Source organism: Thalassospira lucentensis MCCC 1A00383 = DSM 14000 (assembly GCF_000421265.1).
GTDB lineage: Bacteria > Pseudomonadota > Alphaproteobacteria > Rhodospirillales > Thalassospiraceae > Thalassospira > Thalassospira lucentensis.
Window position 1 is genome coordinate 44,340 of record NZ_ATWN01000014.1, and the last position, 23,604, is coordinate 67,943.

19 protein-coding genes are annotated in these 23,604 nt (G+C 53.7%); 11 read left to right on the plus strand and 8 right to left on the minus strand.

All coding sequences use genetic code 11. The features are described 5' to 3' along the window. Positions 1–147 precede the first annotated feature (147 nt). Both K355_RS0121875 and K355_RS0121880 read right to left on the minus strand, forming a co-directional pair. Positions 148–789, minus strand: coding sequence for an MlaC/ttg2D family ABC transporter substrate-binding protein (locus tag K355_RS0121875; protein ID WP_028791861.1), 642 nt, complete (start codon positions 787–789; stop codon positions 148–150). A 9-nt stretch (positions 790–798) separates the two neighbouring features. Beyond that, a complete protein-coding gene (locus K355_RS0121880; RefSeq protein ID WP_114091553.1) occupies positions 799–1,497 on the minus strand; it encodes an MlaA family lipoprotein in 699 nt (232 codons plus the stop codon). A 394-nt stretch (positions 1,498–1,891) separates the two neighbouring features. Here K355_RS0121880 and K355_RS0121885 point away from each other — a divergent pair, with 394 nt between their 5' ends. The 4 genes from K355_RS0121885 to metH all read left to right on the plus strand — a co-directional run bounded on the left by K355_RS0121885 (position 1,892) and on the right by metH (position 7,628). Next, entirely contained in the window at positions 1,892–2,857 is a 966-nt protein-coding gene (locus K355_RS0121885; RefSeq protein WP_022734310.1) for an ArsR/SmtB family transcription factor, read from the plus strand. Positions 2,858–2,939: 82 nt separating this feature from the next. Continuing rightward, positions 2,940–3,830: a methylenetetrahydrofolate reductase gene (gene metF, locus K355_RS0121890; RefSeq protein ID WP_028791863.1), complete on the plus strand. Its 891-nt coding sequence runs from the start codon at positions 2,940–2,942 to the stop codon at positions 3,828–3,830. A 49-nt stretch (positions 3,831–3,879) separates the two neighbouring features. Beyond that, the gene (locus K355_RS0121895; RefSeq protein WP_033369264.1) at positions 3,880–4,944 is read left to right on the plus strand and encodes a homocysteine S-methyltransferase family protein; all 1,065 of its coding nucleotides are present in this window, start codon (positions 3,880–3,882) and stop codon (positions 4,942–4,944) included. 38 nt (positions 4,945–4,982) lie between these two features. Continuing rightward, the gene (metH, locus tag K355_RS0121900; RefSeq protein ID WP_022734313.1) at positions 4,983–7,628 is read left to right on the plus strand and encodes a methionine synthase; all 2,646 of its coding nucleotides are present in this window, start codon (positions 4,983–4,985) and stop codon (positions 7,626–7,628) included. Between the two features lie 123 nt (positions 7,629–7,751). Here metH and K355_RS0121905 read toward each other — a convergent pair whose 3' ends face one another. After that, on the minus strand, positions 7,752–8,996 hold the full coding sequence (locus K355_RS0121905) for a multidrug effflux MFS transporter (protein ID WP_022734314.1): 1,245 nt from the start codon (positions 8,994–8,996) through the stop codon (positions 7,752–7,754). Positions 8,997–9,289: 293 nt separating this feature from the next. Here K355_RS0121905 and K355_RS0121915 point away from each other — a divergent pair, with 293 nt between their 5' ends. From K355_RS0121915 to K355_RS0121930, 4 genes are all read left to right on the plus strand, one after another. Then, entirely contained in the window at positions 9,290–11,083 is a 1,794-nt protein-coding gene (locus K355_RS0121915) for a chloride channel protein (RefSeq protein ID WP_028791865.1), read from the plus strand. Beyond that, positions 11,061–12,236 carry a non-hydrolyzing UDP-N-acetylglucosamine 2-epimerase gene (gene wecB / locus K355_RS0121920; RefSeq protein WP_022734317.1) on the plus strand — a complete coding sequence of 392 codons (1,176 nt, stop codon included), beginning with the start codon at positions 11,061–11,063 and terminating at the stop codon, positions 12,234–12,236. Before K355_RS0121915 ends, wecB begins: the two co-directional genes overlap by 23 nt. 165 nt (positions 12,237–12,401) lie before the next feature. Beyond that, on the plus strand, positions 12,402–14,753 hold the full coding sequence (locus tag K355_RS0121925; protein ID WP_028791867.1) for an ATP-dependent helicase: 2,352 nt from the start codon (positions 12,402–12,404) through the stop codon (positions 14,751–14,753). Between the two features lie 74 nt (positions 14,754–14,827). Continuing rightward, positions 14,828–15,709: a 50S ribosomal protein L11 methyltransferase gene (locus tag K355_RS0121930; protein ID WP_022734319.1), complete on the plus strand. Its 882-nt coding sequence runs from the start codon at positions 14,828–14,830 to the stop codon at positions 15,707–15,709. A gap of 85 nt (positions 15,710–15,794) precedes the next feature. On the opposite strand, the gene K355_RS0121935 is transcribed toward K355_RS0121930, so the two are convergent. Beyond that, complete coding sequence (locus tag K355_RS0121935) at positions 15,795–16,532, minus strand: SDR family oxidoreductase (protein WP_022734320.1); 738 nt, start codon at positions 16,530–16,532, stop codon at positions 15,795–15,797. 193 nt (positions 16,533–16,725) lie between these two features. Further along, entirely contained in the window at positions 16,726–16,917 is a 192-nt protein-coding gene (locus K355_RS0121940; protein WP_022734321.1) for a hypothetical protein, read from the minus strand. Positions 16,918–17,159: 242 nt separating this feature from the next. Between K355_RS0121940 and K355_RS0121945 the strand changes: the two genes are divergently transcribed. Together K355_RS0121945 and mgrA are read left to right on the plus strand one after the other, a co-directional pair. Beyond that, positions 17,160–19,184, plus strand: coding sequence for an aminopeptidase P family protein (locus K355_RS0121945; protein WP_022734322.1), 2,025 nt, complete (start codon positions 17,160–17,162; stop codon positions 19,182–19,184). A 166-nt stretch (positions 19,185–19,350) separates the two neighbouring features. After that, complete coding sequence (mgrA, locus tag K355_RS0121950) at positions 19,351–20,406, plus strand: L-glyceraldehyde 3-phosphate reductase (protein ID WP_022734323.1); 1,056 nt, start codon at positions 19,351–19,353, stop codon at positions 20,404–20,406. A gap of 89 nt (positions 20,407–20,495) precedes the next feature. On the opposite strand, the gene K355_RS0121955 is transcribed toward mgrA, so the two are convergent. Then, entirely contained in the window at positions 20,496–21,404 is a 909-nt protein-coding gene (locus K355_RS0121955; protein ID WP_022734324.1) for a LysR family transcriptional regulator, read from the minus strand. A 149-nt stretch (positions 21,405–21,553) separates the two neighbouring features. Here K355_RS0121955 and K355_RS0121960 point away from each other — a divergent pair, with 149 nt between their 5' ends. Beyond that, complete coding sequence (locus tag K355_RS0121960) at positions 21,554–22,522, plus strand: DMT family transporter (RefSeq protein WP_022734325.1); 969 nt, start codon at positions 21,554–21,556, stop codon at positions 22,520–22,522. Positions 22,523–22,607: 85 nt separating this feature from the next. Here K355_RS0121960 and K355_RS24735 read toward each other — a convergent pair whose 3' ends face one another. Together K355_RS24735 and K355_RS0121970 are read right to left on the minus strand one after the other, a co-directional pair. Then, a complete protein-coding gene (locus K355_RS24735; protein ID WP_022734326.1) occupies positions 22,608–23,177 on the minus strand; it encodes a thermonuclease family protein in 570 nt (189 codons plus the stop codon). 8 nt (positions 23,178–23,185) lie between these two features. Next, on the minus strand, positions 23,186–23,578 hold the full coding sequence (locus K355_RS0121970; protein WP_022734327.1) for a hypothetical protein: 393 nt from the start codon (positions 23,576–23,578) through the stop codon (positions 23,186–23,188). Between the last annotated feature and the right edge of the window lie 26 nt (positions 23,579–23,604).

Below are 23,604 nucleotides of genomic sequence, written 5' to 3' on the forward strand. Positions count from 1 at the left end.
GCGCGCAACGGGTTTGAATGACAAAAGGCCACCTTCGGGTGGCCTTTTTCTTATGTACTTGGGGGCGTGTGATTTCAGCAGAGAAAAAGCCACCAACCCGAAGGTGGTGGCTTTACCTTGATATCCAGATCGCAAAGCGAATGTTTATTAGAGGCCGGTTTTTGCCTTAAGCGCCTTGGTCAGTGCGCTGACATCATCGCCATTCTGTTGAATGACAGATGTAAACTCGTCGCGCTGGGTAATGCCCATGCTTAAGCCTTCAATCGACACATCAATGATCTTGAATTCGTTTTCAAATTCGCGCATGCGCCAGACGATGCTCACCGGAGGACCATCAGGGCGGACAAATTGGGAATTAACGAACGTGTCTTTGTTGTTTTGTGTCTCGTTACCGACGACAAACTGCTCACCATTAAGTTCCTTGAACTGGTTGGCATAGTTCAAGGCCAGATAGTTTTGCAGAAGGGTGGCAAAGTTGCTGATTTCTTCTTGGGAAATTGACCGCCAGTAGCGACCAAGAACAAAGCGCGACACCACATCCATTTCAAAGTAACGATCCATAAGAGCAACAAATTTCTTACGGCGTACGTCGTCAGGAAGGGTCTGATCGGTCAGGTCGGCAAGTGCCTGATCGGCAAGTGCTTGAATAACTTCTGATGCACTTTGTTCTGCCGCGATCTCAACAACTTCAACAGAGGTGTTATTTGCAGCATTCACTGTCAAAGGCCACGCCGCCGCCAAAGCAAGAACTGCTGTGGCGGCGGGAATGGCGAATTTGTTTTTCAGCATGGCTATCATTTATTCGCTGGCGGCTTCTACCGCTTCATCGAAATCAAAAGATGCGCTTTCATCTTCGACTTCCGAGATCGGCGATGGTGTGCCGTTGCGGATGGCCGTGTTTCGCTGCTGGCGATACAGGCTGCGCAAAGCTGCGTAATAGTCGATTGACGATTTCTGCAGTTCATTGAGCTGATTAATCGTGCTGTAGCGTGCATGCAATGCAGTCGCGCCCAATCCACCCCAGTAAATGGCATTGATTGTGTCGCTGTTTTCAGCGCCCCAAGTCAACGGATTGGCGACGTAATCAACGGCGATGCCTGTCGTGTCACGCAGGTTCGATGGGCCAAGCAGCGGCAACACAATGTAAGGGCCGCCACCAATGCCATAATGGGCAAGGGTTTGGCCGAAATCTTCGCGGCGATATTCAATGCCGAAATCTGCAGCAACGTCATTGAAGCCCAACAAACCAAGTGTGGAGTTCATGATGAAACGCTGCAGAGAAGCTGCACCCTGATCCGGATCACCTTGCAAAAATGCGTTCAAGGAGTTCAACGGTTCATTCAGGTTGCGCACGAAACTTCCGACAGCTGTTTTAACGGGTTGTGGTGCAATGTCGCGGTACCACATTGCAGCAGGATACAGAACCATGAAGTCAACTGCACCGTTCACGCCATGAACAACACGGTTTACTGGTTCGATCGGGTCGTAATCACTCATGTCCTGTGCTGGTTGTGTTGAGGCACAAGCCGCCAAAAACGACAGAGACCCGACAGCACAAAGTGAAAGAAGATTTCGAAACTTCATTATTTTTAGCCAACCGATGTTCGATACGTACACTGTCCCCAATTCGCCGACGCTTTTGTGTCAGAAACACAAAAAACGCAACCCGACCTACTTCCTGCTCAAGAAGGGCGTCGTGTCGTGCCTTCGCCTCGAATATCCATGTGGGTAGCATAGGGTGAATTTAAACGCTAGCGAACAAAAAATTGAAAAGGATCAACGTCTTTTTTGGTGTGGCTTTTTTGCCATACCCCTTTTGGACAGGAAAATAGGGCTTGAGTAGATATAAATATATCTTTATATCTGTCTTTCGTGAACGGGAGGCGTTGCTATGGAACAGGTTCTGGCAAGATTGCGCGCGGCGGCCGAAGCAACAAGGCTTCGTCTGTTAGCGATTTGTGCCGAGTGCGAACTGACCGTGAGCGAAATCACTCAGATCATCGGTCAAAGCCAGCCACGCGTGTCCCGGCATCTAAAATTGTTATGCGAAGCCGGGCTGCTTGTCCGATTCCGTGAAGGAACTTGGGTATTCTATCGTACCCCGCATAATAGTGCGGGTGCAGATTTGGTCAGGCCGATACTTGATCTCCTTCCCGTGGATGATGAAACGCTGTCACTTGATCGGGCCCGCCTGGATCAGGTTAAGGTCCAACGCGAACAGATCGCGACCGAGTATTTTCGGGCCAATGCGAAAGATTGGGATCGTATCCGGTCGCTCCACGTTGACGAGGCCGTGGTCGAAAAGGCATTGCTTGATGCCGTCGGTGATCTTGCTGGTGGACGGATTCTTGATGTCGGTACGGGCACCGGTCGCATTCTTGAACTGCTGGGGCGCAGTGCGGAAGAAGGCGTTGGCGTTGACATGTCGCGTGAGATGTTGGCGGTTGCGCGTGCGCGTTTGCAACGTGCTGACCTTTCAAATTGTTTGGTCCGTCAGGCCGACATGTATCAATTGCCCTATCCCGGCGGCATGTTTGACATCGTGATCTTGCATCAGGTCCTGCATTTTGCAGAAAAACCCGAAGCAGCAATTGACGAAGCATCACGTGTTCTGGCCCCCGGCGGGCGTCTGGTTGTGGTCGATTTCGCATCCCACGACCGTGAAGAACTGCGCGAAGAACACGCACACCGACGTCTGGGGTTTGATGATGCGGCAATTAGTACGTGGTTTCGCGCATGTGAACTTGCCCCTGACGATGTCATAAGCCTGCCGGGCAAGCCGCTAACCGTGCGGATCTGGTCTGCCAGGGCAGATATGGAAACAGCAAAACAAAAAACACACAAGGCGGCGGAATGATCCGCAGCCTGCCCCGAAATAGTAAAGGCCCAGTCCTATAATAAAGACCTGGCCAAGGGAACGTGAAGACAGGATTGATATGATGACGGCACAAAACAATACGGCAGCAAAAAATGACCTGCGGGTTTCGTTCGAATTCTTCCCCCCGAAAACGGAGAAGATGGAAGAAACCATGTGGCGATCCATCCATCGGCTTGCGCCATTAAGCCCGTCATTCGTGTCCGTGACCTATGGGGCAGGTGGAACCACCCGTGACCGCACACACAGCAGTGTGACGCGCATTCAGGGCGAAACCGGTATTCCGGCCGCCGCCCATCTGACCTGTGTGGGACATACCAAACAGGAAATCGAACAGATTGCGCGCAAATACTGGGACGAAGGCATTCGATCCATCGTGGCCCTTCGTGGGGATTTGCCCGATGCCGGTGATACATATGTACCGACACCGGGGGGGTATGACTATGCGGCCGATCTGGTTGCCGGGTTAAAGGAAATTGCGGATTTCGATATTTCGGTTTCGGCTTATCCTGAAATGCATCCCGATGCGCCCAGTGCGGATTTTGAAATTGACTATCTGAAGCGCAAACTTGATGCCGGGGCCAACCGGGCGATTACACAGTTTTTCTTTGATAACGAAACGTATCTTCGGTTCCGTGATAAATGTCAGGCAGCGGGGATTACCGCGCCGATCGTTCCGGGTATTTTGCCGGTGACCAATTTCGGGTCGCTTCTGAGATTTGCCAAGATGTGTGGTGCGGATGTACCAAAACGCTTCCATTGGCGGTTTGATGGACTTGATGATGATCCCGACACGCGCCGTATGGTTGCATTCCACGAAGCCATTTCACAGGTTGAAGGGTTGATGAAAGAAGGCGTGACCGATTTCCACTTCTATACCCTGAACCGAGCCGAGTTGACCTATGCCATCTGTCATGCGCTGGGCATTCGCGGAACAGAACAGGCTGTTGCCTGAACTCTGCACGCCAATTGCAACGCATGATAAAAATGACTGGATAAAGATGATGAATGATCGCAAGGAACGCATTGCCCTGCTGCGCAAACGGGCTGAAAACAAGATTTTGATCCTTGATGGCGCCATGGGCACCATGATCCAGAAGCACACCCTGACCGAGGATGATTATCGCGGTGAACGGTTTGCTGATTGGAAACAGGACGTCAAAGGCAATAACGATCTGCTGTCACTGACCCAGCCTGACATCATCAAGGATATTCATCTGCAATATATCGCGGCCGGTGCCGATTTGAACGGAACCAACACATTCAGCGCGACGACAATTGCCCAGGCCGATTACGCCATGGAAGATCTCGCCTACGAGATCAATTTCGAAAGTGCCAAGATTGCGCGCGCGGCCTGCGATGAATGGGAAGCCGCCCATCCCGGTGATGTGCGGTTTGTAAATGGTGCGATTGGCCCGACCAACCGGACCGCATCCATGTCGCCAGATGTGAATAATCCGGGGTTCCGAGCCATCAGTTTTGATCAGTTGCGCACAGCCTACAAAGAAGCGGTAAACGGTCTTTTGGACGGCGGGGCGGATACGCTTTTGGTGGAAACCATTTTCGATACGCTTAATGCCAAGGCGGCTTTGTTTGCGATTGACGAAGTTCTGGAAGAACGTGGCGAAGACGTTCCGATCATGATTTCGGGAACGATTACCGATGCATCTGGCCGCACCCTTTCGGGGCAGACGACAGAGGCATTCTATAACTCTGTTCGTCATGCCAAGCCGTTCTCGATCGGCCTTAACTGCGCATTAGGTGCCGCACAGCTGCGCCCCTACGTTCAGGAACTATCGCGCATTGCTGAATGCCGCGTTTCGGTTTATCCCAATGCAGGGCTTCCCAACGAGTTTGGTGAGTATGACCAGACCGATTCGGAAATGGCCGAACTGGTCAAAGAATGGGCCGATAGTGGCATGATCAATCTTTTGGGCGGTTGCTGTGGCACGACCCCGCCGCATATCAAGGCGATTTCCGATGCGGTTGGTCAGTCCAAACCGCGTCCGTTGCCAAAGATTGAGCCGAAAATGCGCTTGTCCGGCCTTGAGCCGTTCGACGCTGCATAAACCTGATATTGAGTGCGAAAAAGAGATCGAACAGACCCATGAGTGACATTTCAAGATTCATCAATATCGGCGAACGTACCAACGTTGCGGGCTCGATTAAGTTCAAGAAGCTGATTGTCGACGAAGACTATGATGCAGCCCTTGAAGTCGCCCGTCAGCAGGTCGAAAATGGTGCGCAGATCATCGATATCAACATGGACGATGCCATGCTTGATGCTGAAACGGCGATGGTCAAATTCATCAATTTGATCGCTGCCGAGCCAGACATCTCGCGTGTGCCGATCATGGTTGACAGTTCAAAATGGAATGTCATTGAGGCCGGGCTTAAATGTCTTCAAGGCAAGGGGATCGTTAACTCGATCAGCCTGAAAGAAGGCGACGAACCCTTTATCGCACAGGCCAAAATGCTGCGCCGTTATGGTGCGGCTGTGGTTGTCATGGCCTTTGATGAAAAAGGTCAGGCCGACACGGTTGATCGCAAGATCGAGATTTGTGAACGCAGTTACCGGGTGCTGGTCGATCAGGTAGGCTTCCCGCCAGAAGATATCATTTTCGATCCCAACATCTTTGCGGTGGCAACCGGCATCGAAGAACACGACAACTATGCCGTTGATTTCATCGAAGCCTGTAAGCTGATCAAGGCGCGCTTGCCCTATGCCAAGATTTCCGGCGGTGTGTCGAACGTATCGTTCTCCTTCCGTGGCAACAACCCGGTCCGCGAAGCCATGCATTCGGTGTTCCTGTATTATGCCACCCAGGCGGGCATGGATATGGGCATCGTTAATGCCGGTCAGCTTGTGGTCTATGAACAAATCCCCGAAGAACTGCGTGAACGGGTTGAAGACGTCATCCTGAACCGTCGTTCGGATGCGACCGACCGTTTGCTGGAAGTTGCGGACAAATACAAAGGTACGGGCGGGCCAGAAAAAAAGGCCGATCTTGAATGGCGCAAAAAACCAGTCAATGAGCGGTTGGCCCATGCCTTGATCAACGGCATTGCCGAGTTCGCCGAAGAAGATGCCGAAGAAGCCCGCCAGCAGGCCGAGCGCCCCCTTCACGTCATCGAAGGCCCCTTGATGGATGGCATGAACATCGTTGGTGACCTGTTTGGCGCGGGTAAGATGTTCTTGCCGCAGGTCGTGAAATCGGCCCGTGTGATGAAAAAGGCAGTGGCCTATCTGATCCCGTTCATCGAAGAAGAAAAAGACGGGGTGCGCGAAACCAACGGCAAGATCCTGCTCGCCACGGTAAAGGGCGATGTCCATGACATCGGCAAAAACATCGTTGGTGTGGTTCTGCAATGTAACAACTTCGAGGTTCTTGACCTTGGTGTGATGGTCCCCACCCAGAAAATCATCGAAACGGCCAAGGCCGAGAAGGTTGATATGATCGGGTTGTCGGGTCTGATCACGCCATCACTCGAAGAAATGACATATGTCGCAGCCGAGATGGAGCGTGAGGGTTTGAACATCCCGCTTTTGATTGGCGGGGCGACAACGTCCAAGGTTCATACCGCCGTTAAGATCGCACCGAATTATAACAACGCAGTGGTCTACGTGATTGATGCGTCGCGTGCGGTGGGCGTTGCTAGCAATCTCGTGTCAGAAACCCGCCGCGAGCAGTTTACCGCGGATCTTCGTTCTGAGTATCTTGCCATGGCGGAAAAGCACGCGGCCCAGCAGTTGCAGAAAAAGCGTTTTGCGATTGGCCATGCACGTGCCAACAAGGTGCAACTTGATTGGGACGCCTATGACGTTCCTGCTCCGGCAAAACCCGGCATTACCGTGTTTGAAGATTTCGATCTGGCCGAACTGGTGTCGCGCTTTGACTGGAAGCCGTTCTTTGAAACCTGGGAATTGCATGGTCGGTTCCCTGATATTCTCAAGGACGAAAAAGTCGGTGAAACCGCGCGCAGCCTTTATGAAGACGCGCAGGCGATGCTCAAACGCATTGTTGATGAAAAATGGTTCAAGCCGCGCGCTGTTGTGGGCATCTGGCCGGCCAACTCGGTCGATGACGATATCGAGGTAACCCCGGCACCTGATCACAATGAACCGGTGATGCTGCGGACCTTACGTCAACAGATGTTCCGCGAGAACAACAAACGTCCGAACCGCGCACTTGCTGATTACATCGCACCAAAAGACAGCGGCAAAACCGACTATATCGGCGGCTTTGTCGTCACCGCCGGTCCGCAGGTTGAAGAAATCGCTTCCAAGCTTGAAGCCGAGCATGACGATTACAATGCGATCTTGGTTAAGGCTTTGGGGGACCGTTTCGCCGAAGCCTTTGCCGAACGCATGCATGAACATGTGCGTAAGGACCTTTGGGGCTATGCGTCGGATGAAACGCTGGCCAATGACGATCTGATTTCGGAAAAATATCGCGGTATCCGTCCGGCGCCGGGCTATCCGGCCTGCCCAGAACATACCGAGAAACGCACGTTGTGGCAGCTGCTTGATGCCAATAAAAATGTCGGCGTTGAATTGACCGAAAGCTGTGCCATGACCCCGGCATCGTCGGTAAGCGGGTTCTATTTCGCCCACCCCGAAGCCAAATATTTTGGCCTTGGCAAGATCGAACGCGATCAGGTCGAAAGTTATGCCGAACGTAAAGGCATGACCATGACCGAGGCCGAACGTTGGTTGGCACCGAACCTGAATTACGATCCGCGTCGGGCGTAAAGCCCAACCGGTCGCAATGAAAAACCCCGCAGACTGCACTCTGCGGGGTTTTTACGTTCTCTGGGGCCGGATGAAAATGGTGCCAGCCTCAGTTTATCCAGTCTCAGGTTGTCTAGTCTCAGTTTATCTTGTCGTTTCCATGAAACGACCTCGTTCTGTGATGCCAACAATCAAAATACCAATCAGCGCAAGTGACAGGTAGCCGCCGACAAGCGGGGTAACGGTCCCGTTAAATTGCTGGCCGATGATGCCACCGGCAACCACACCAATGATCGTGCTGTAAACACCAATCATCGAAGATGCGGTTCCTGCAATCGCACCAACTGGCTCCATCGCCAGCGAATTGAAGTTGGGCATGGTCAACGAGAAGCAGAACAATGTCACCGTCAAACCAATGCCAAACACCGGAAGGGGTGGTTGGCCATCAAAGGCAATCGCAATCACAACATTGATCAGGCTGCTAAGCGCCATGACAAAGAGTGCAACGTGCGAGATTTTGCGCATACCAAGCTTACGCACCAGTCGCGCATTAACGAACGACGAAAAACTCATGCAGGCTGCGATCATGCCAAACGCCAGCGGGAACCAAACGCCAAGACCATAGACTTCCGTCTCAAATATCTGCTGGGCGGAACCGATATAGGCCATCAGGCAGGCAAACATCATTCCCATTGCGGTTGAATAACCAAGCGTCTGACGATTGGTGACCGTGGTTTTAATGTCCCGTGCAATCCGGCGGACGGATAATTTGTGACGGTATTCCGGATGCAGGGTTTCGGGCATACGCAGCATGTACCAGCAGGCAATGGCAATCGCCAGAACCAGCGTGCTGACAAAAATCATATGCCAGTTGGCAAGCGCAAGGATCAGGCTGCCCGATGCCGGTGCAAATACCGGAAGGATAATAAACACCATCATGACAAAAGACATGACACGGGCCATTTCCCGACCTTCAAAACAGTCACGCGTGATTGCCATGGTCAGAACGCGTGGTGCCGCGGCTCCAAGCCCCTGAACAAAGCGGGCGATCAGCAAATGGTCGTAGCTGTCAGCAAAGATCGCCATGATCGTGCCAACGCAATATATGCCCAGTCCGACAATGAGCGTTGGACGACGGCCAAAACTGTCGGCAAGCGGGCCATACACAATCTGCATCAGGCCAAAGGCGATCATAAAGACATAAATCAGCAACTGCATGCGATTGCCGTCTTCAATGCCAAAATCGTCGGCGATCGGGCCAAAGGCAGGCAAAAGGTTATCAATTGAAAGGGCGACAAGCCCGATGGTGATCGCCATCAGGCAGACAAATTCAGCAAATCCGGGCAGCGGACGCGCCGGAGGGGCACCCGTTGGTTGAGGTTCATTCATAATTCGAAATTCCGTAGAAACGGTTTGGGGTGGCGCAGTTATATCTGCGTTTGCAGGCCACAGCATGGCGTATTTCACTTATAGATGGCAATGATCGTTTTTTGAAACACGCGATGCGGCCATGCGTGTTTTCCTGCCAAATAGCGCGACGCCATAAAACGCAAAATATATGCTGCCGGTGATGCCATAACGCTAAATTAGACATGGTGTTTACGGTCTTTACCCTTTATTCGCAGCAATCACCGATCCTATGATCCTTGTTCTTTCAATATTTGCTCGCCGGTGTTGCGGAAATGGCTGAAAAACTTATCAAATCAAATATTTTGCTCAGCCGCATGCGCCGTTTGGCTAAAAGCGAGCAATTGGTTTTGTCGATACTGGCCTTGGCGGTTGGTGCCTTGGCTGGCGGCGGGACAATCCTGTTTCGCGACGGGATTTTACTTGTGCAGTCATTTGTCTATGGCTGGGGTGAAGAGTCCCTTCATGAGCATATGAAGGGACTGAGCAACTGGCATCTGATCCTTGGCCCGACGGCGGGTGGGCTTTTGGTCGGTATTTTCATTTACAAGTTTCTACCCGAACGGCGGGCGCATGGTGTGGCCGATGTGATTGATGCAGCGTCCTTTCACGATGCGCGCATGTCGACGCGCTGCGGGATCAAAAGTGCGCTTGCCAGTGCGGTGTCACTGGGCAGCGGGGCATCGCTTGGCCGTGAAGGGCCGGTTGTCCATATGGGGGCATCCTTTGGCGCATGGCTTGCGCGTATCCTGCATCTACGCCGCAGTGCTGCGCGAACGCTTTTGGGATGTGGTGTGGCATCGGCGGTGGCGGCCTCTTTTAATGCGCCATTGGCCGGGGTGTTCTTTGCCCATGAAGTCGCCCTTGGTCACTATGCCCGGACCTCATTTGCACCGATTGTCATGTCATCGGTGATGGGGACTGTGATTACGCGTCTTTATTATGGTTCCGACGTTGCCTTTTTAATTCCGTCCCATGAAATCCAGTCATTCTGGGAATTCCCGGCCTTCGCCCTGTTGGGCCTTTTGGCCGGGGTTGCGGCAATGCTGACTGTGCGCGCTATCGCCGTTGTGCAAAAGGTTGCTGATCGGGGGCGCGCACCGCTTTGGCTGCGTCCGGCAATTGCCGGCTTGATTGTTGGCGTTGTTGGCCTTGGCTTCCCACAAGTCTTTGGGGTTGGCTACGGTGCAATGAATGATGCGCTGTATGAAGCCTATAGCTTGGCTTTCCTGATCGGTTTGTTGTTTGCCAAGGCTTTTGTCGTTGCGATCTGTATGGGGCTTGGTTTTGCCGGCGGCATGTTTAGTCCGTCCTTGTTCCTTGGGGCGATGTTGGGCGGCGCGTTTGGTATTTTTGCGACCCATGTGTTTCCTGATCTGTCGTCCGGGCATGGGGCCTATACCCTTGTCGGGATGGGGGCGGTGGCGGCCGCCGTTCTGGGCGCACCGATTTCGACAACCCTGATCATCTTTGAGCTGACCGGCGATTATGAATTAACGGTCGCAGTGATGTTGGCGTCCGTTCTGGCATCGGTGATCATGGATCAGTTCAATGGCGGTTCGTTCTTCCAGTGGCAGCTTAAATGTCGCGGCCTTTCGACCCGCTGGGGCCGGGAGGTCAACCTTCTGCGCATGATGAAGGTCGCTGACATCATGAAACGCGAATACGAAACAGTTCCCCTGACGGACGGCCTGCCAGCCGTGCGCGAAAAGCTGATTAATGCGCCTTATTCCGAACTGTTTGTCGTTGACGAAAACGGAAAGCTGCACGGCACGATCACACTGACCGATTTGCGCCACGCGGCGTTTGATCTCAATCTGGGCGATGAAGTGACGGCGGGCCAGGTTGCGCGTTCCAAGCCACCAGTGCTTTATCGCACCGATAGCATCGAAAAAGCCGTTCGTTTAATGGAAGAAACCGGCGAAGAACATTTGCCGGTTCTCGATGATGATCAAGAACGCCAAATGATCGGTTTCGTCCATGAAAAGGATGCGATGATGGCCTACAACAACGCGCTTTTGGAATTGCAAAGCGAAGAACGCGGGGATGCCCCGCCGAAGCTGTTTTGATCTGGGTGCGCTTATGGGGACGGTTCATAGACCCGCAAAGCTTCATCTGATTGCCGGTGCGCGCCCGAACTTCATGAAAATTGCCCCACTTTGGCATGCGCTAAAAGATACGTCAGACATTGCGCCGGTCTTTGTTCATACGGGCCAGCACACAAATTCTGCCATGTCGTCCGAGGTCTGGCGTGACCTTGGTCTGCCCGCACCGGACGATCATCTGATGCCCTTGGACGCAGGCCAGACCACAGAACGTCCATCTTTCCCAAACGATGCAATGAGGGCAGCCTATAAGGCGCTGTGTCAGGCGGACCGACCCGACGCCGTTTTGGTCGTCGGGGATGTTAGCTCCGCTCTTGCCTGTGCGACGGTTGCCCATGAATTGGCAATTCCCCTGATCCACCTCGAAGCAGGCTTGCGCAGTTTTGATGCGCGCATGATCGAAGAAACCAACCGCATTGAAATAGACCATTTGTCGGACCTGTTGCTGACACCATCCCCGGATGCAGATCAAAACCTGATCCACGAAGGGATTGCGATGGACCGCATCGTGCGTGTTGGTAACATCATGATCGACAGTCTGGAACGCCAACGCCCGGCTATTGACGCCGCCCGGATGTGTCACGCATTGGGGTTGGAACGCGATGGCTACGGGCTGGTAACATTGCATCGCCCGGAAAACGTTGATGATCCCAAACGCCTGATTGCGATCATGGCTGAACTTGAAAAACTGGCCGAACGCCAACCGATTATCTTTCCTGTTCACCCACGCACACAAAGCGCACTTCGTCTGATTGGGTGGCGACCATCCCATCCCCAGATAGCTTTACAGCTGTGCGAGCCGATGCCCTATGCGGGCTTTATCAGTCTGATTTTGACAGCCCGTTTCGTTGTGACGGATTCGGGCGGCCTACAGGAAGAAACCAGTTATCTCGGTGTTGATTGTTTTACGCTGCGCGATACGACGGAACGTCCGGTGACTGTCACCCATGGGACGAATAAACTGGTGACGCTGGATAATATGATTTCCACCATTGAACAGTGTGACCCATATGACTTAAGGCGAGGTGCTTCCCCGATTGAGCTATGGGATGGCAAAGCGGCAACTCGGGTTGTTGCGGCTCTCCGTGATTTTATTGCGCGTATGCCTCGTTCCTGAGTGGTGTGTCACGGATGATGCGGCAAAACGGGCGCAAAAAGTGTCATTGGGCCGGGAAAGAGTTGGCCGATGTTCCTGATTTGTTGCAATATGTAAAAAATTCAGTCGCCCGGTCGGGATGCAAGACTGGCCCTCTGACCACAGCGTGATATATATGCCGTCATGATGGATGATCCCTTCGAAATTGATGAATTCGCCGCCAGCCCGGAAATGCGCTTATCAGACGCTCCGGCCCCGGCATATCTTGACAACCTGAATGCCGAGCAGCGCGACGCTGTCGAAACGCTGGATGGGCCGTTGCTGGTTCTGGCCGGTGCGGGCACCGGGAAAACCCGGGTTTTGACAACCCGGCTTGCGCATTTGCTTGAAACCAAGGCGCAAAGCGAACGCCTGCATCCCCATCAAATCCTTGCGGTGACCTTTACCAACCGTGCGGCAAAGGAAATGCAGGAACGTGTCGCACAGGCCCTTGGTCGTCCGGTTGAAGGATGGTGGTTGGGAACGTTCCACTCGTTATCTGCCCGTTTGTTGCGCCGTCATGCCGATTTGATCGGGCTGCAATCAAATTTCACCATTCTTGATAGCGACGATCAGGTCCGTCTGCTTAAGCAGATCATGGACGCCGAACAGATCGATCCAAAAAAATGGCCTGCCAAGCAGCTGATGGGCATCATTCAGCGCTGGAAGGACAAGGGCCTGACACCTGAGCGCGTCAATGAAAGTGTCGAGTTCGCCAACGGCGGGGCCAAGCACCTGTATCAGATTTATCAAGATCGCCTGAAGGTTTTGAATGCCTGCGATTTTGGTGATCTCTTGCTGCATTGCCTGACCCTGTTTCAAAAGCACCCCGACGTGCTCAAGCAGTATCAAAACACCTTCCGCTATATCCTTGTTGATGAGTACCAAGATACCAACGTCGCGCAGTACCTTTGGCTGCGCGCGATGGCGATGGTTCACCGCAATATTTGCTGTGTCGGTGATGATGATCAGGCGATCTATAGCTGGCGCGGGGCCGAGGTTGGCAACATCCTGCGGTTTGAGTCTGATTTCCCCGGGGCCAAGGTTGTCAAACTTGAACAAAATTATCGTTCAACCCCGCATATTCTTGCCGCCGCATCCAAGCTGATTACATTCAACGATGGCCGTCTGGGCAAACAGCTTTGGACTGAACTGGATACCGGCGAAAAGGTCTTTGTCAAAGGTGTCTGGGACGGGGAGGCAGAGGCACGCTTGGTCGGTGAAGACATCGAGGCACTTCAGCGTAATGGCATTGGTGCCGCGCAGATGGCGATCCTTGTGCGTGCCGGTTTCCAAACCCGTGAGTTTGAAGAACGGCTGATCACCCTTGGCATTCCGTACCGGGTTGTTGGCGGACCACGTTTCTACGAACGCCAGGAAATCCGCGATGCGCTGGCCTATATCCGCATGGTCGCACAGCCCAATGACAGTCTGGCGTTTGAACGCATCGTCAATGTGCCCAAGCGCGGTGTGGGTAAGGCCACACTTCAGACCCTGCATCAATATTCGCGTGATCAGGCGATACCGCTGCCCGCTGCCGCCCGCGATTTGATCGATACCGAAGAACTCAAACCCAAGATGCGTCAAAGCATCGGCGGGTTGCTGGGCGATTTTAAACGCTGGGGCGAAATGCTGGCCGACAAGTCGCATGTTGAGGTGGTGCAGGCCGTGCTGGATGAAAGCGGCTATACCGATATGTGGCGCACCTCCAAGGAAATTGACGCCCCCGGTCGGTTGGAAAACCTAAGTGCGCTTGTCTCCGCCATTGGTGAGTTTGAAAACCTGACCAGCTTCCTTGAACATGTGTCGTTGGTGATGGAAAACGTCCAAAACGATGCGGACGAAAAAGTCACCATCATGACCCTGCATGCCGCCAAGGGCCTTGAATTTGACTATGTGTTCCTGCCCGGCTGGGAAGAAGGCGTCTTCCCCCATCAACGTGCGATGGATGAAAGCGGCGTTAAGGGCCTTGAGGAAGAACGTCGTCTGGCCTATGTCGGGATCACCCGTGCGCGCAAACGTGCCACGGTCCTTTATGCCGCCAACCGGCGGATTTATAACCAGTGGCAATCGGCCTTGCCGTCGCGGTTTGTCGATGAGCTGCCCGATGAACATATTGACCGGATCAGTGATACCGGCCTTGGCGGGCATGGGGGCAATCATTCGCCCGGTGCCTGGGGGGCGGATGACTGGATGAAGATGCCAAGCTGGGCCGATGAAAGTTCAAACCGCAATCAGGTTCTGGGTGCGGGGGAACGTAAATTTGCCTCAAGCGGCTGGCAGGACCGAATGCGCAAAAACGTCATTGACGTTAAGCCCGACGGCGACGTCAGCTTTAGCAGCAATTCGAAATCGTCGAAGTACAAGGTCGGGGACGCGGTACGTCACCGTAAATTCGGACCGGGCACGGTAAGCGCAGTTGAAGGCAACAAGCTTGAAATCCATTTCGAAGGTGTCGGGACAAAGAAAGTGGTCGACAGCTTTATCCTGCCGGGGTAAGCCCCGGATCAAATTTCAGGAAGACTGATTAACCGGGCGGCGATTGCGCGCAGCCCTGACAAGCGAGAAGCAATATGACCGAACCCGTCCTAAGCTATAACTTCCAGTTCGAAGTTAATGGCGCCTATGCCGCGGCCTTTGCCGATGCGCTGTTTGAATATTGTGATGCGCTGTCACACTTTGAACGCGACGGTGATCCAGACGGCCCGTGGCGCATTGAAGGTTTCGCAGGTCAACCGTTTGATAAGGGCGAAGTCGAAACCGCGGTGTCGATCATGGCATCCGCCATGGGGATTGATACACCTGCGGTAAGCTTTGGCACCTATGAGCCAAAAGACTGGGTCAGTGAGAACCTGCGCAGCTTCAAGCCGATTTCGGTCGGACGTTTTTATGTCCATGGATCGCATTGGGGCGAAGGCGTTCCGGTGGCCAAAACCGGGCTTCAGGTCGATGCCGGACTGGCATTTGGCTCGGGTGAGCATCAGACCACCAAGGGATGTCTGGCCGCGATTGACTGGATGGCGAAAAAAGGCTCGCGTCTGAACGCACTTGATATGGGCTGTGGGTCGGGCATTCTGGGCATGGCCTGTGCCAAAACATGGCGTTGCCCGGTTGTGATGGCCGATATTGATCCGGCATCTGTGCGTGTGGCGCGTGAAAATGCCAAAATCAACAAGATTGCCGATCTGGTCACCGCCATTCACTCCAACGGTTTTCAGGATACCCGCATTCGGGGGGCTGGGCATTACGACATTGTTTGTGCCAACATTCTTGCCCGGCCGTTGCGGGCCATGGCACGTGATTTGACCAGCACCCTGTCTAACGACGGTGTTGTGATCCTGTCGGGCCTGCTATCGCATCAGGAACAGTTTGTCCTGTCGGCCTACCGCGAAGTTGGCCTGTCGCTGATTAAGCGGTTCAAGGTCGAAAACTGGACGACACTTCTGGTCGGCTAAGCCGAACGGATATCGGAATTCAAAAGGCCACGCAGTGCGTGGTCTTTTTGCATTTTGACGCAAAAGAAAGTCGGGGAGGCGGTCTTTACCGCCCACCCGATACGTCAAGAATGCTACCGGTGACATAAGACGCATCGTCTGAGATCAGCCAGTAAATACTTTGGGCAACTTCGTCCGCTGCACCCGCCCGACCAAGCGCGCAGGCCGGTCCCAGTTCTTTGACACGTTCAGGGCGGCCAACGCTGGCATGAATTTCGGTATCAATGATGCCGGGACGCACAGCATTCACCCGAATGCCCTTGGGCCCAAGTTCCTTGGCCAAGCCGATGGTCAGGGTATCAACAGCCCCCTTTGACCCGGCGTAATCAACATATTCATCCGGGGAGCCGAGTTTTGCCGCAACCGAGGATACATTCACAAGTGCCCCGCCCGATGACAACATGCGCGCAGCTTCGCGCGCCACCAGATAAGCCCCAAGAACATTGGTGTCAAAAACCGCCTTCATGCGGTCAAGGTCCATATCGGCAAGCGAGCTTTTTGGCGCAACAATCCCGGCATTATTGACCACCCCGTCAAGCGGGCCAAACCGTTCGTGGGCGGCGGCGAAAAAATCGGCAACGCTATTTTCGTCGCGCACATCACATTTGCGCGCAAAGGCATTGCCGGTAAACCCGGCCCGTTCACATATCGCACAGGTTTGATCGGCACTTTCCCGATTGCCGACAAAACTGATGGCGACGTTCCATCCCTTGCGGGCAAAAAGAACGGCCGTTGCGCGCCCAATGCCGCGTGATCCGCCGGTGATAAGGATTGTCTTGGTCATAGCCACCCCAAAAATGGTCTTTGTTTTGTGCACTATGGCGCGGCGGGGCGCGCTTGGTCAAAAAGAAACGGCCCTGCTGTGGAGAAGCAGGGCCGTTTCAGAGGGAAGAGACAAAAATTACCGCTAGGACCATGAACCTTGATCCTGCGTTGCGTCTTTTGGCATCCGACCAGTCCGGGCGGGATTGATCCGGTTAATCCTTGTCCTGTGTGTCGATTTTACCGATTGGCGATCGGTAGTTTTCATCGTCTGCCAGATGGGCAGGGCCAGTATCAAGGCCGAGCGCTGTTTTTTGACCGAGGGCCAGGCGCTCAAGACCGTCATAGGCCGTCTGTCGACGACGAGATTGTACGATACTCAGGGCAGTAATAGGAAAACGGATCACCGTTCTTGGTCTCCTGCAAATTGACGTCCCGACAGGGCATCTTTTTGTCACGGACATGTAATAAGTTAATCTTTAGCTAATTTGTATTGCGAAGCTTGCAGGGCATTCATACCCCTGACGCATGTGAGGGTATAGGTCGTGGGTAAATGATATAAAATATGCGGAAAATCTTTGATGCTTGCGCGGGGTCGGTAACAACCCTTACATAGGGTGTCTGCCCCACGTACCGAAAGAGGATGTTCATGACGATTTCCGGCGATGCCCAACTTGCAACTCTGCTTGAACGCGACAAGGTCCGTAAGGATGTTCGCGCTATCATTGACCTGATTGATGGTGTGCTTGCAGCAGCCGATGGTGATACGCGTACCGACTGGATTGACCTGATTGCGCCTTCGCCAAGTAATGAACTTACCTCGGCGTTACTCGCCCTGCGCGATGAACGCAAAGGGTTGTTTAAGGAAGCAAAGGACGATTTTGATCCGGCAGAACGCGTTGCGGCCTTGCGCACCTATTTGGCCGCCAAGGGCGTTGACGGTTTTATTGTGCCGCGCGCGGATGAACATCAGGGCGAAAATGTCCCGGCACGCGCTGAACGTCTGGCGTGGCTGACCGGTTTTACCGGCTCGGCCGGGGCGGCGGTGGTCCTTGCCGATAAGGCCGCCGTATTTGTCGATGGCCGCTATACCATTCAGGTGCGTCAGCAGGTTAACCGTGATCTGTTTGAATACCGCCATCTGGTCGATGAACCTGTTGTTGGCTGGCTGCATGACAATCTGAAAACCGGCCAGAAAATGGCCTATGACCCATGGCTGCATACGGTCCAGCAGGCCGCACATTTACGTTCTGCCTGTGAGGGTGTCGGTGCGGAACTGATCGCGATTGATACCAACCCGATTGACGCACTTTGGCACGCACAACTGGCCATGCCGCTTGGCCCGGTGCGCCCGCATCCGATTGAATATGCTGGAAAGTCCACGGCCGATAAACGTGTTCAAATTGCCGACGCACTTTCGCGTATTTCCTGTGACAGTGCCATTTTGTCGGCACCAGACAGCATTGCATGGCTTTTGAATATTCGTGGTGCCGATGTGCCGCAAACACCACTGGCACTTGGCTATGCCATCATCAACGGTGATGCTTCGGTGGAACTGTTCATCGATGACCGCAAAGTCGCACCTGAAACGGTTAACTGGCTGAAGGGCGAAGCAACCTTGCGTGCGCCGGGTGAATTGTCCGCCGCATTGAAGGCGATGGGCAATCAGTCCGTGCGACTGGATGAGGCAACCGCATCAGATTGGTTGCGCATGCAACTAAGTACTGCGGGGGCGACCGTTCGGGTCGGTCGTGATCCGATTGCCATTCCCAAGGCGTGTAAAAATGATGTCGAACTCGAAGGATCACGCAAAGCCCACAAACGGGACGGCGAAAAAATTATCCGCTACTTCAAGTGGCTTGACGAAGCAGCCGCCGACGGCAGCATTGATGAACGCGTTGCCGCCGACAAACTTTTGTCGCTGCGTGCCGAGGACCCGCTGTTTCGTGATTCCAGTTTTGAAACCATTCCGGGCAGCGGCCCAAACGGTGCATTGTGCCATTATCGCAATACGCCCGAAAGTAATCGCAACCTGACACCCGGTGAGATTTTCCTGATTGATTCCGGCGGTCAGTATGTCGATGGCACGACCGACATTACCCGGACCACGGTGATTGGCGACCCCAGTCAGGAACACCGTGATCGCTTTACCCGGGTTCTCAAAGGCCACATCGCACTGGCCCGCGCGATCTTCCCGGTTGGTACCACCGGTCAGCAGCTTGATACACTGGCGCGCATGCCGTTATGGGAAGTCGGTCTTGATTTTGATCATGGCACCGGGCACGGCGTTGGCAGTTACCTTGGCGTGCACGAAGGCCCGCAACGCATTTCCAAGGCGGCCAACAAGATTGCCCTGAAACCGGGGATGATCCTGTCGAACGAGCCGGGTTTCTATAAAGAAGGCGAATACGGTATTCGCATCGAAAACCTGATTGCGGTCACCGAAATCGATGGACCGGTTGGCGCGGACCGTAAGATGCTTGGCTTTGAAACGCTGACCTTCTCGCCGATTGAGCGAAAATTGATCGATCCGGAATTGATGAATGCCGATGAACTGCAGTGGCTTAATGACTACCACGCGCAGGTCTATGCCCTTTATGCCGATGATCTTGACGAAGATCACCTTGAATGGTTGCAAAAGGCAACCGCACCGATCAAGAAAAAACGGGCATGATTGCGCAACGTTTTACCGCGATGTGAAAAACAGAAGCCGCTCCGATCTTTGGGGCGGCTTTTCGTCTGCTGGGAACTGACAATCACGTTCTGATCGTGTTAAGAATGGTCCATTGGATCGATTCAAATAAAGGCGGTTAACCGCTTGTTGATAACTGGAGGAAGACATGGCTGAAGTCGAAGAACAGTGGCTGGCAAATCCCAACCGCTATGACGCCGAAACCTATAAGCGTTGCGGCAAAAGTGGTTTGATCCTGCCGAAGATCACCCTTGGCCTGTGGCAGAATTTTGGCGGCGTCGATGTCTATGAAACCCAGCGCGCCATGATGCGCCGTGCCTTTGACCGTGGGGTGTTTCATTTTGATCTGGCCAACAACTATGGTCCGCCCCCGGGATCGGCCGAAGAAAACTTCGGCAAAGCACTTTCGCAGGATTTGAAAAAACACCGCGACGAGTTGGTGATTTCGACCAAGGCGGGCTATCGCATGTGGCCGGGGCCGTTTGGCGAATGGGGTTCGCGCAAATACCTGATTTCCAGCCTTGATCAAAGCCTGAAACGCATGGGCCTTGAGTATGTGGATATCTTCTATTCGCACCGTGTCGACCCTGATACCCCGTTGGCCGAAACCATGGGCGCACTTGATCAAATCGTGCGTTCGGGCAAGGCACTTTATGTCGGGATTTCGTCATACTCACCGCAGATGACGCGCGAGGCACATGCTATCCTTAAGGATCTTGGCACGCCTTGCGTCATTCATCAGCCATCCTATTCGATGCTGAACCGCTGGGTCGAAGAAGACGGTCTACTTGATACGCTGTCTGATCTTGGCATGGGCTGTATTGCCTTTTCGCCGTTAGCACAGGGGCTTTTGACCAACAAGTATCTCAATGGTGTGCCCGAAGATTCCCGTGCCGCCCTTGGAGGATCGTTCCAGACCGGAATGCTGACGGAAGAAAACCTCAACCGCGTACGTGCGCTGAACGAGATTGCCAAACGTCGCGGTCAGACATTGGCTCAGATGGCGATTGCATGGGTGTTGCGTCGCCCTGAAATCACATCGGCCCTGATTGGTGCACGTCATGTGCAGCAGCTTGATAACAGCCTTGATGCGCTTGATAATCTTGAATTCAGTGCAGAAGAACTGATCGAGATCGATAAATACGCAACCGACGGCGGGTTGAACCTGTGGCAGAAATCATCTGCCTCCGAGGCACCTGTCTGATCGAACGTCCAAACTTTTGGGCGATTAATTGAAAACCCCGGCAGGAACACCTGCCGGGGTTTTCATATTTGCAGTCCGCAATTCGCGGCTTAAAGTTCGGCGGCCATTGGCATGGTCCCGGCAAGTTCACGCAGTGTATCGATAACCGCCTTGCCGCCGGTACTAAGCGGACGGTCATGCAGCCATGACAACATCACCTTGCGCGACAGTTCCGGGCTGACAATACGACGTGCCCGCAGGCGTCCGGTCGAAAGTTCCATCACAAGCGAGCTTCGCGGTAATACGGTATGGCCAAGATCGCGATGCACCAGATCGACCAGCACGCGCAGGGCGTCTGCTTCGACCACCGGGGTTAAGGGGCGACCGGCACGAAAGGCGGCTTCCTGCATCTTGGCCCGCAGGCCATGCTTGTTGGTTGGCATGATGAGCGGTAAGGATAAAACATCTTCAAACGCGATGTCGGTTTCCTGCTCACCGACCTGTGATGGGTGGGAAATCAGATACAGGTCTTCGCGCCACAGTGGTTCCGCATGCAGGCTGCGCGATATCATGCCGTCATGCAGAATGCCGATATCAAGACGTCCCGACAGCAAACCTTCCTGAACATCCCCGGTCAGGTCTTCGGCAATTGAAATGTTCAGATCGGGAAACCGGTCACGCAATGCTTCGACCAGCGCACCGGTAATCACAATGCCCGCACTGGGCGGCACACCAACATGAACATGCCCGGTTACCTGACTGCGCCGTGCCGAAAGATCGGCTTCAAGCCGTGCGAGATCACCCAGAATGACGCGGGCGCGTTCCGCCAGCATCTGCCCGGCTTCGGTCAATTTGACCCCGCGACCCGTGCGTTCAAGAAGCTTCGTATCAAGTGCCTCTTCAAGCAGGTTAAGCTGACGGCTTAAGGCAGGCTGCGACAGGTTAAGCCGTTCTGCCGCCCGCGAAAGACTGCCCAGTTCGGCAATATGAACAAAACTTCGAAGCTGTTTGATATCCATGCCGGTGATCCTTGGGCTGCGATGCTGCGACGATTAAATCCAATCTGCCTTAGATATAGCCAAAACTGATATCTGATAGCAATTAATTCGAATTGAATAATGACCAAATGCTAAGGATAGTGACGCTTGAGAGAGAACCGGAGACCACAATGACCTCAACACCCCAATCACAACCCGTTGTAAAACCAGTTGGTTCGGCCTTAACGCTTGTGCTGCTGTCCACGGCCGCCTTTGCCATGAAGGGCCTTCTGGCAAAATTTGTCTATGCGACGGGGATGACGGTGGATGGGCTGTTGTTGTTACGGTTCATGATCGCGATGCCGTTCTTTTGGGTCGGGGTGTATTTCTTTGGTAAGAACCGCCCGGGCGAACGGCTAATGAAACCGGTCGATCTGGCGTGGGGGGCGTTATATGGCGGCTTGTTCTTTGCCGCCGCGCTGTTTGATTTTACGGCGGTCTCACTCATTGAAGTGACCGTATCGCGGATTGTTCTGTTTACCTTCCCGGCAATTGTTCTGATCCTTGAATGTCTGCACAAATGGCGGTTGCCGCCGTTACGCCAGATATTCTGTTTTGCGGTGACCTACCTTGGCTTGGTGCTGGTTTTGGCCCCGGATGGCTTCGGGGCGGTGTCAGGTACATTGTGGGTTGGCGCGTTTTGGGCGTTTGCCTCGGCATTGACCTATGCGGGCTATCTTTATTTTGGGCAACGCATGATCCAGGTGATTGGTTCAATGCATTTTGCCGCACTGGTCAATACCATGGCCGGTCTATCGATGATTATTTATGAACTGATCGTGCAAAACCCGCTGAACCTGAACGTTGATGGTGTTTTATGGACGGCAGCGATATCGATCTTTTGCACGGTGATCCCGTTCTTCCTGCTGTATGAAGGCATTCGTCGCATTGGGGCGACACAGGCAGCGTTGATTTCGCTATCGGGACCCGCGATGACATTCTTTGCAGCGTGGCTGCTGTTGGGGGAAGTTTTGACCTTGCCGCAGATTGCCGGCTTTGCCGTCGTTATCATTGGTGTTGCATCAATCAAAAATGGTGTGACGTTGGCAGGTGTTGGACGATTGCTGGCCCGGCCGTTCTTTTCAGCAAGCAAAGAGTAATCAAGTCGAAATTTTGGTCCAGACTTGGACACTGCATTCGTGGGACAGGCGCTACAGAGCCTTGTTCGTCACAATGAGGATATGATCACTCGTCGCGTTGCCAGCGACGGATTTCGATTTCATGTTCAGGAAGTCGTTCTCCGCGGCGCCATTGCAGCGGATCAACGAATTCACCCGCCCATGCACCAACGCGTGATTGCTTGGCACTGTCTTCTGTCGCGCCATATTCGGGCATTTCATCCCGACGGGCGACGGCCATGCCGCGCGCAATCAGGCTTTGCCCGATATCGATACCATTGGCATTGCGACAAACTGCCATGTTGCGGTGATAGCGGTTTTTACCGCGCACCTCACAGGTGACCGGGGTGGCGACCAAAAGGTTGGTTGTAACTTGCCATGCTTCGGCGCCGCAGGCCGTGCTTTGCCCGTTCACCAGGCATTTCTGAAACCGTTCAAGCGCGTCGGCCCCCCACAAATCAATGCGGCGAAAGCCAAACTCCAGCGTATCGGGATCAACCGCACGGGCGGTTCCCGAAAGGGTGTCGAAATCGGGGTCTGCATGGGCAGGGCCGTCAGGCAGGGTGCAGCCAAGTACCAGCACCAATGCCGCAGGCAGGAAAGCCAGATGGGGATGTATGTGGGGGCGTTCCTCCACTACGGGCCTCAATACAGATCGCTGTAACGAATTTCGTCAAGCTGGGCGAAAACGATCTGCCATTGATCTTCCTGCTTAAGCAGGGCAAAGGCGTAATCGCAATCAAAGATCAGGTTGTTTTCTGAATTGCCAAAGCGGAACGAGACAATCGCGCGTGCTCCGCCGGGAAGGGCTGAGTGCTGCTCGACCAAAATGGATTTTGCCTTGGCCAGATCGGCGGTTTTCAATTCTTCGAAGAAAGACTGATGATAGGTGTGCAGGTCCTCAACCGATGAAATCGCATGCACCCCGGAAAGATCATTGATCAGGCTGGGGTAATGATAAAATTCATCAAGTGCGGTTTGTTCAAGCTTCAGATGCGCGTCGACATAACGGCGAAAAAAACTTCCCAAGTCTTCCATCGGCTATCTACCCTTTCCGCTATGGC

Bases quoted from the DNA above. Each gene is read 5' to 3' on its own strand.
- K355_RS0121905 (WP_022734314.1), bottom strand. From the start codon at position 8,996: ATGAATGAACCTCAACCAACGGGTGCCCCTCCGGCGCGTCCGCTGCCC.
- metF (WP_028791863.1), top strand. From the start codon at position 2,940: ATGACGGCACAAAACAATACGGCAGCAAAAAATGACCTGCGGGTTTCG.
- mgrA (WP_022734323.1), top strand. From the start codon at position 19,351: ATGGCTGAAGTCGAAGAACAGTGGCTGGCAAATCCCAACCGCTATGAC.
- K355_RS0121925 (WP_028791867.1), top strand. From the start codon at position 12,402: ATGGATGATCCCTTCGAAATTGATGAATTCGCCGCCAGCCCGGAAATG.
- K355_RS0121895 (WP_033369264.1), top strand. From the start codon at position 3,880: ATGAATGATCGCAAGGAACGCATTGCCCTGCTGCGCAAACGGGCTGAA.
- metH (WP_022734313.1), top strand. From the start codon at position 4,983: ATGAGTGACATTTCAAGATTCATCAATATCGGCGAACGTACCAACGTT.
- K355_RS0121970 (WP_022734327.1), bottom strand. From the start codon at position 23,578: ATGGAAGACTTGGGAAGTTTTTTTCGCCGTTATGTCGACGCGCATCTG.
- K355_RS0121885 (WP_022734310.1), top strand. From the start codon at position 1,892: ATGGAACAGGTTCTGGCAAGATTGCGCGCGGCGGCCGAAGCAACAAGG.
- K355_RS0121930 (WP_022734319.1), top strand. From the start codon at position 14,828: ATGACCGAACCCGTCCTAAGCTATAACTTCCAGTTCGAAGTTAATGGC.
- wecB (WP_022734317.1), top strand. From the start codon at position 11,061: ATGCCCCGCCGAAGCTGTTTTGATCTGGGTGCGCTTATGGGGACGGTT.
- K355_RS0121955 (WP_022734324.1), bottom strand. From the start codon at position 21,404: ATGGATATCAAACAGCTTCGAAGTTTTGTTCATATTGCCGAACTGGGC.
- K355_RS0121945 (WP_022734322.1), top strand. From the start codon at position 17,160: ATGACGATTTCCGGCGATGCCCAACTTGCAACTCTGCTTGAACGCGAC.
- K355_RS0121915 (WP_028791865.1), top strand. From the start codon at position 9,290: ATGGCTGAAAAACTTATCAAATCAAATATTTTGCTCAGCCGCATGCGC.
- K355_RS0121875 (WP_028791861.1), bottom strand. From the start codon at position 789: ATGCTGAAAAACAAATTCGCCATTCCCGCCGCCACAGCAGTTCTTGCT.
- K355_RS0121960 (WP_022734325.1), top strand. From the start codon at position 21,554: ATGACCTCAACACCCCAATCACAACCCGTTGTAAAACCAGTTGGTTCG.
- K355_RS0121880 (WP_114091553.1), bottom strand. From the start codon at position 1,497: ATGAGTGATTACGACCCGATCGAACCAGTAAACCGTGTTGTTCATGGC.
- K355_RS0121935 (WP_022734320.1), bottom strand. From the start codon at position 16,532: ATGACCAAGACAATCCTTATCACCGGCGGATCACGCGGCATTGGGCGC.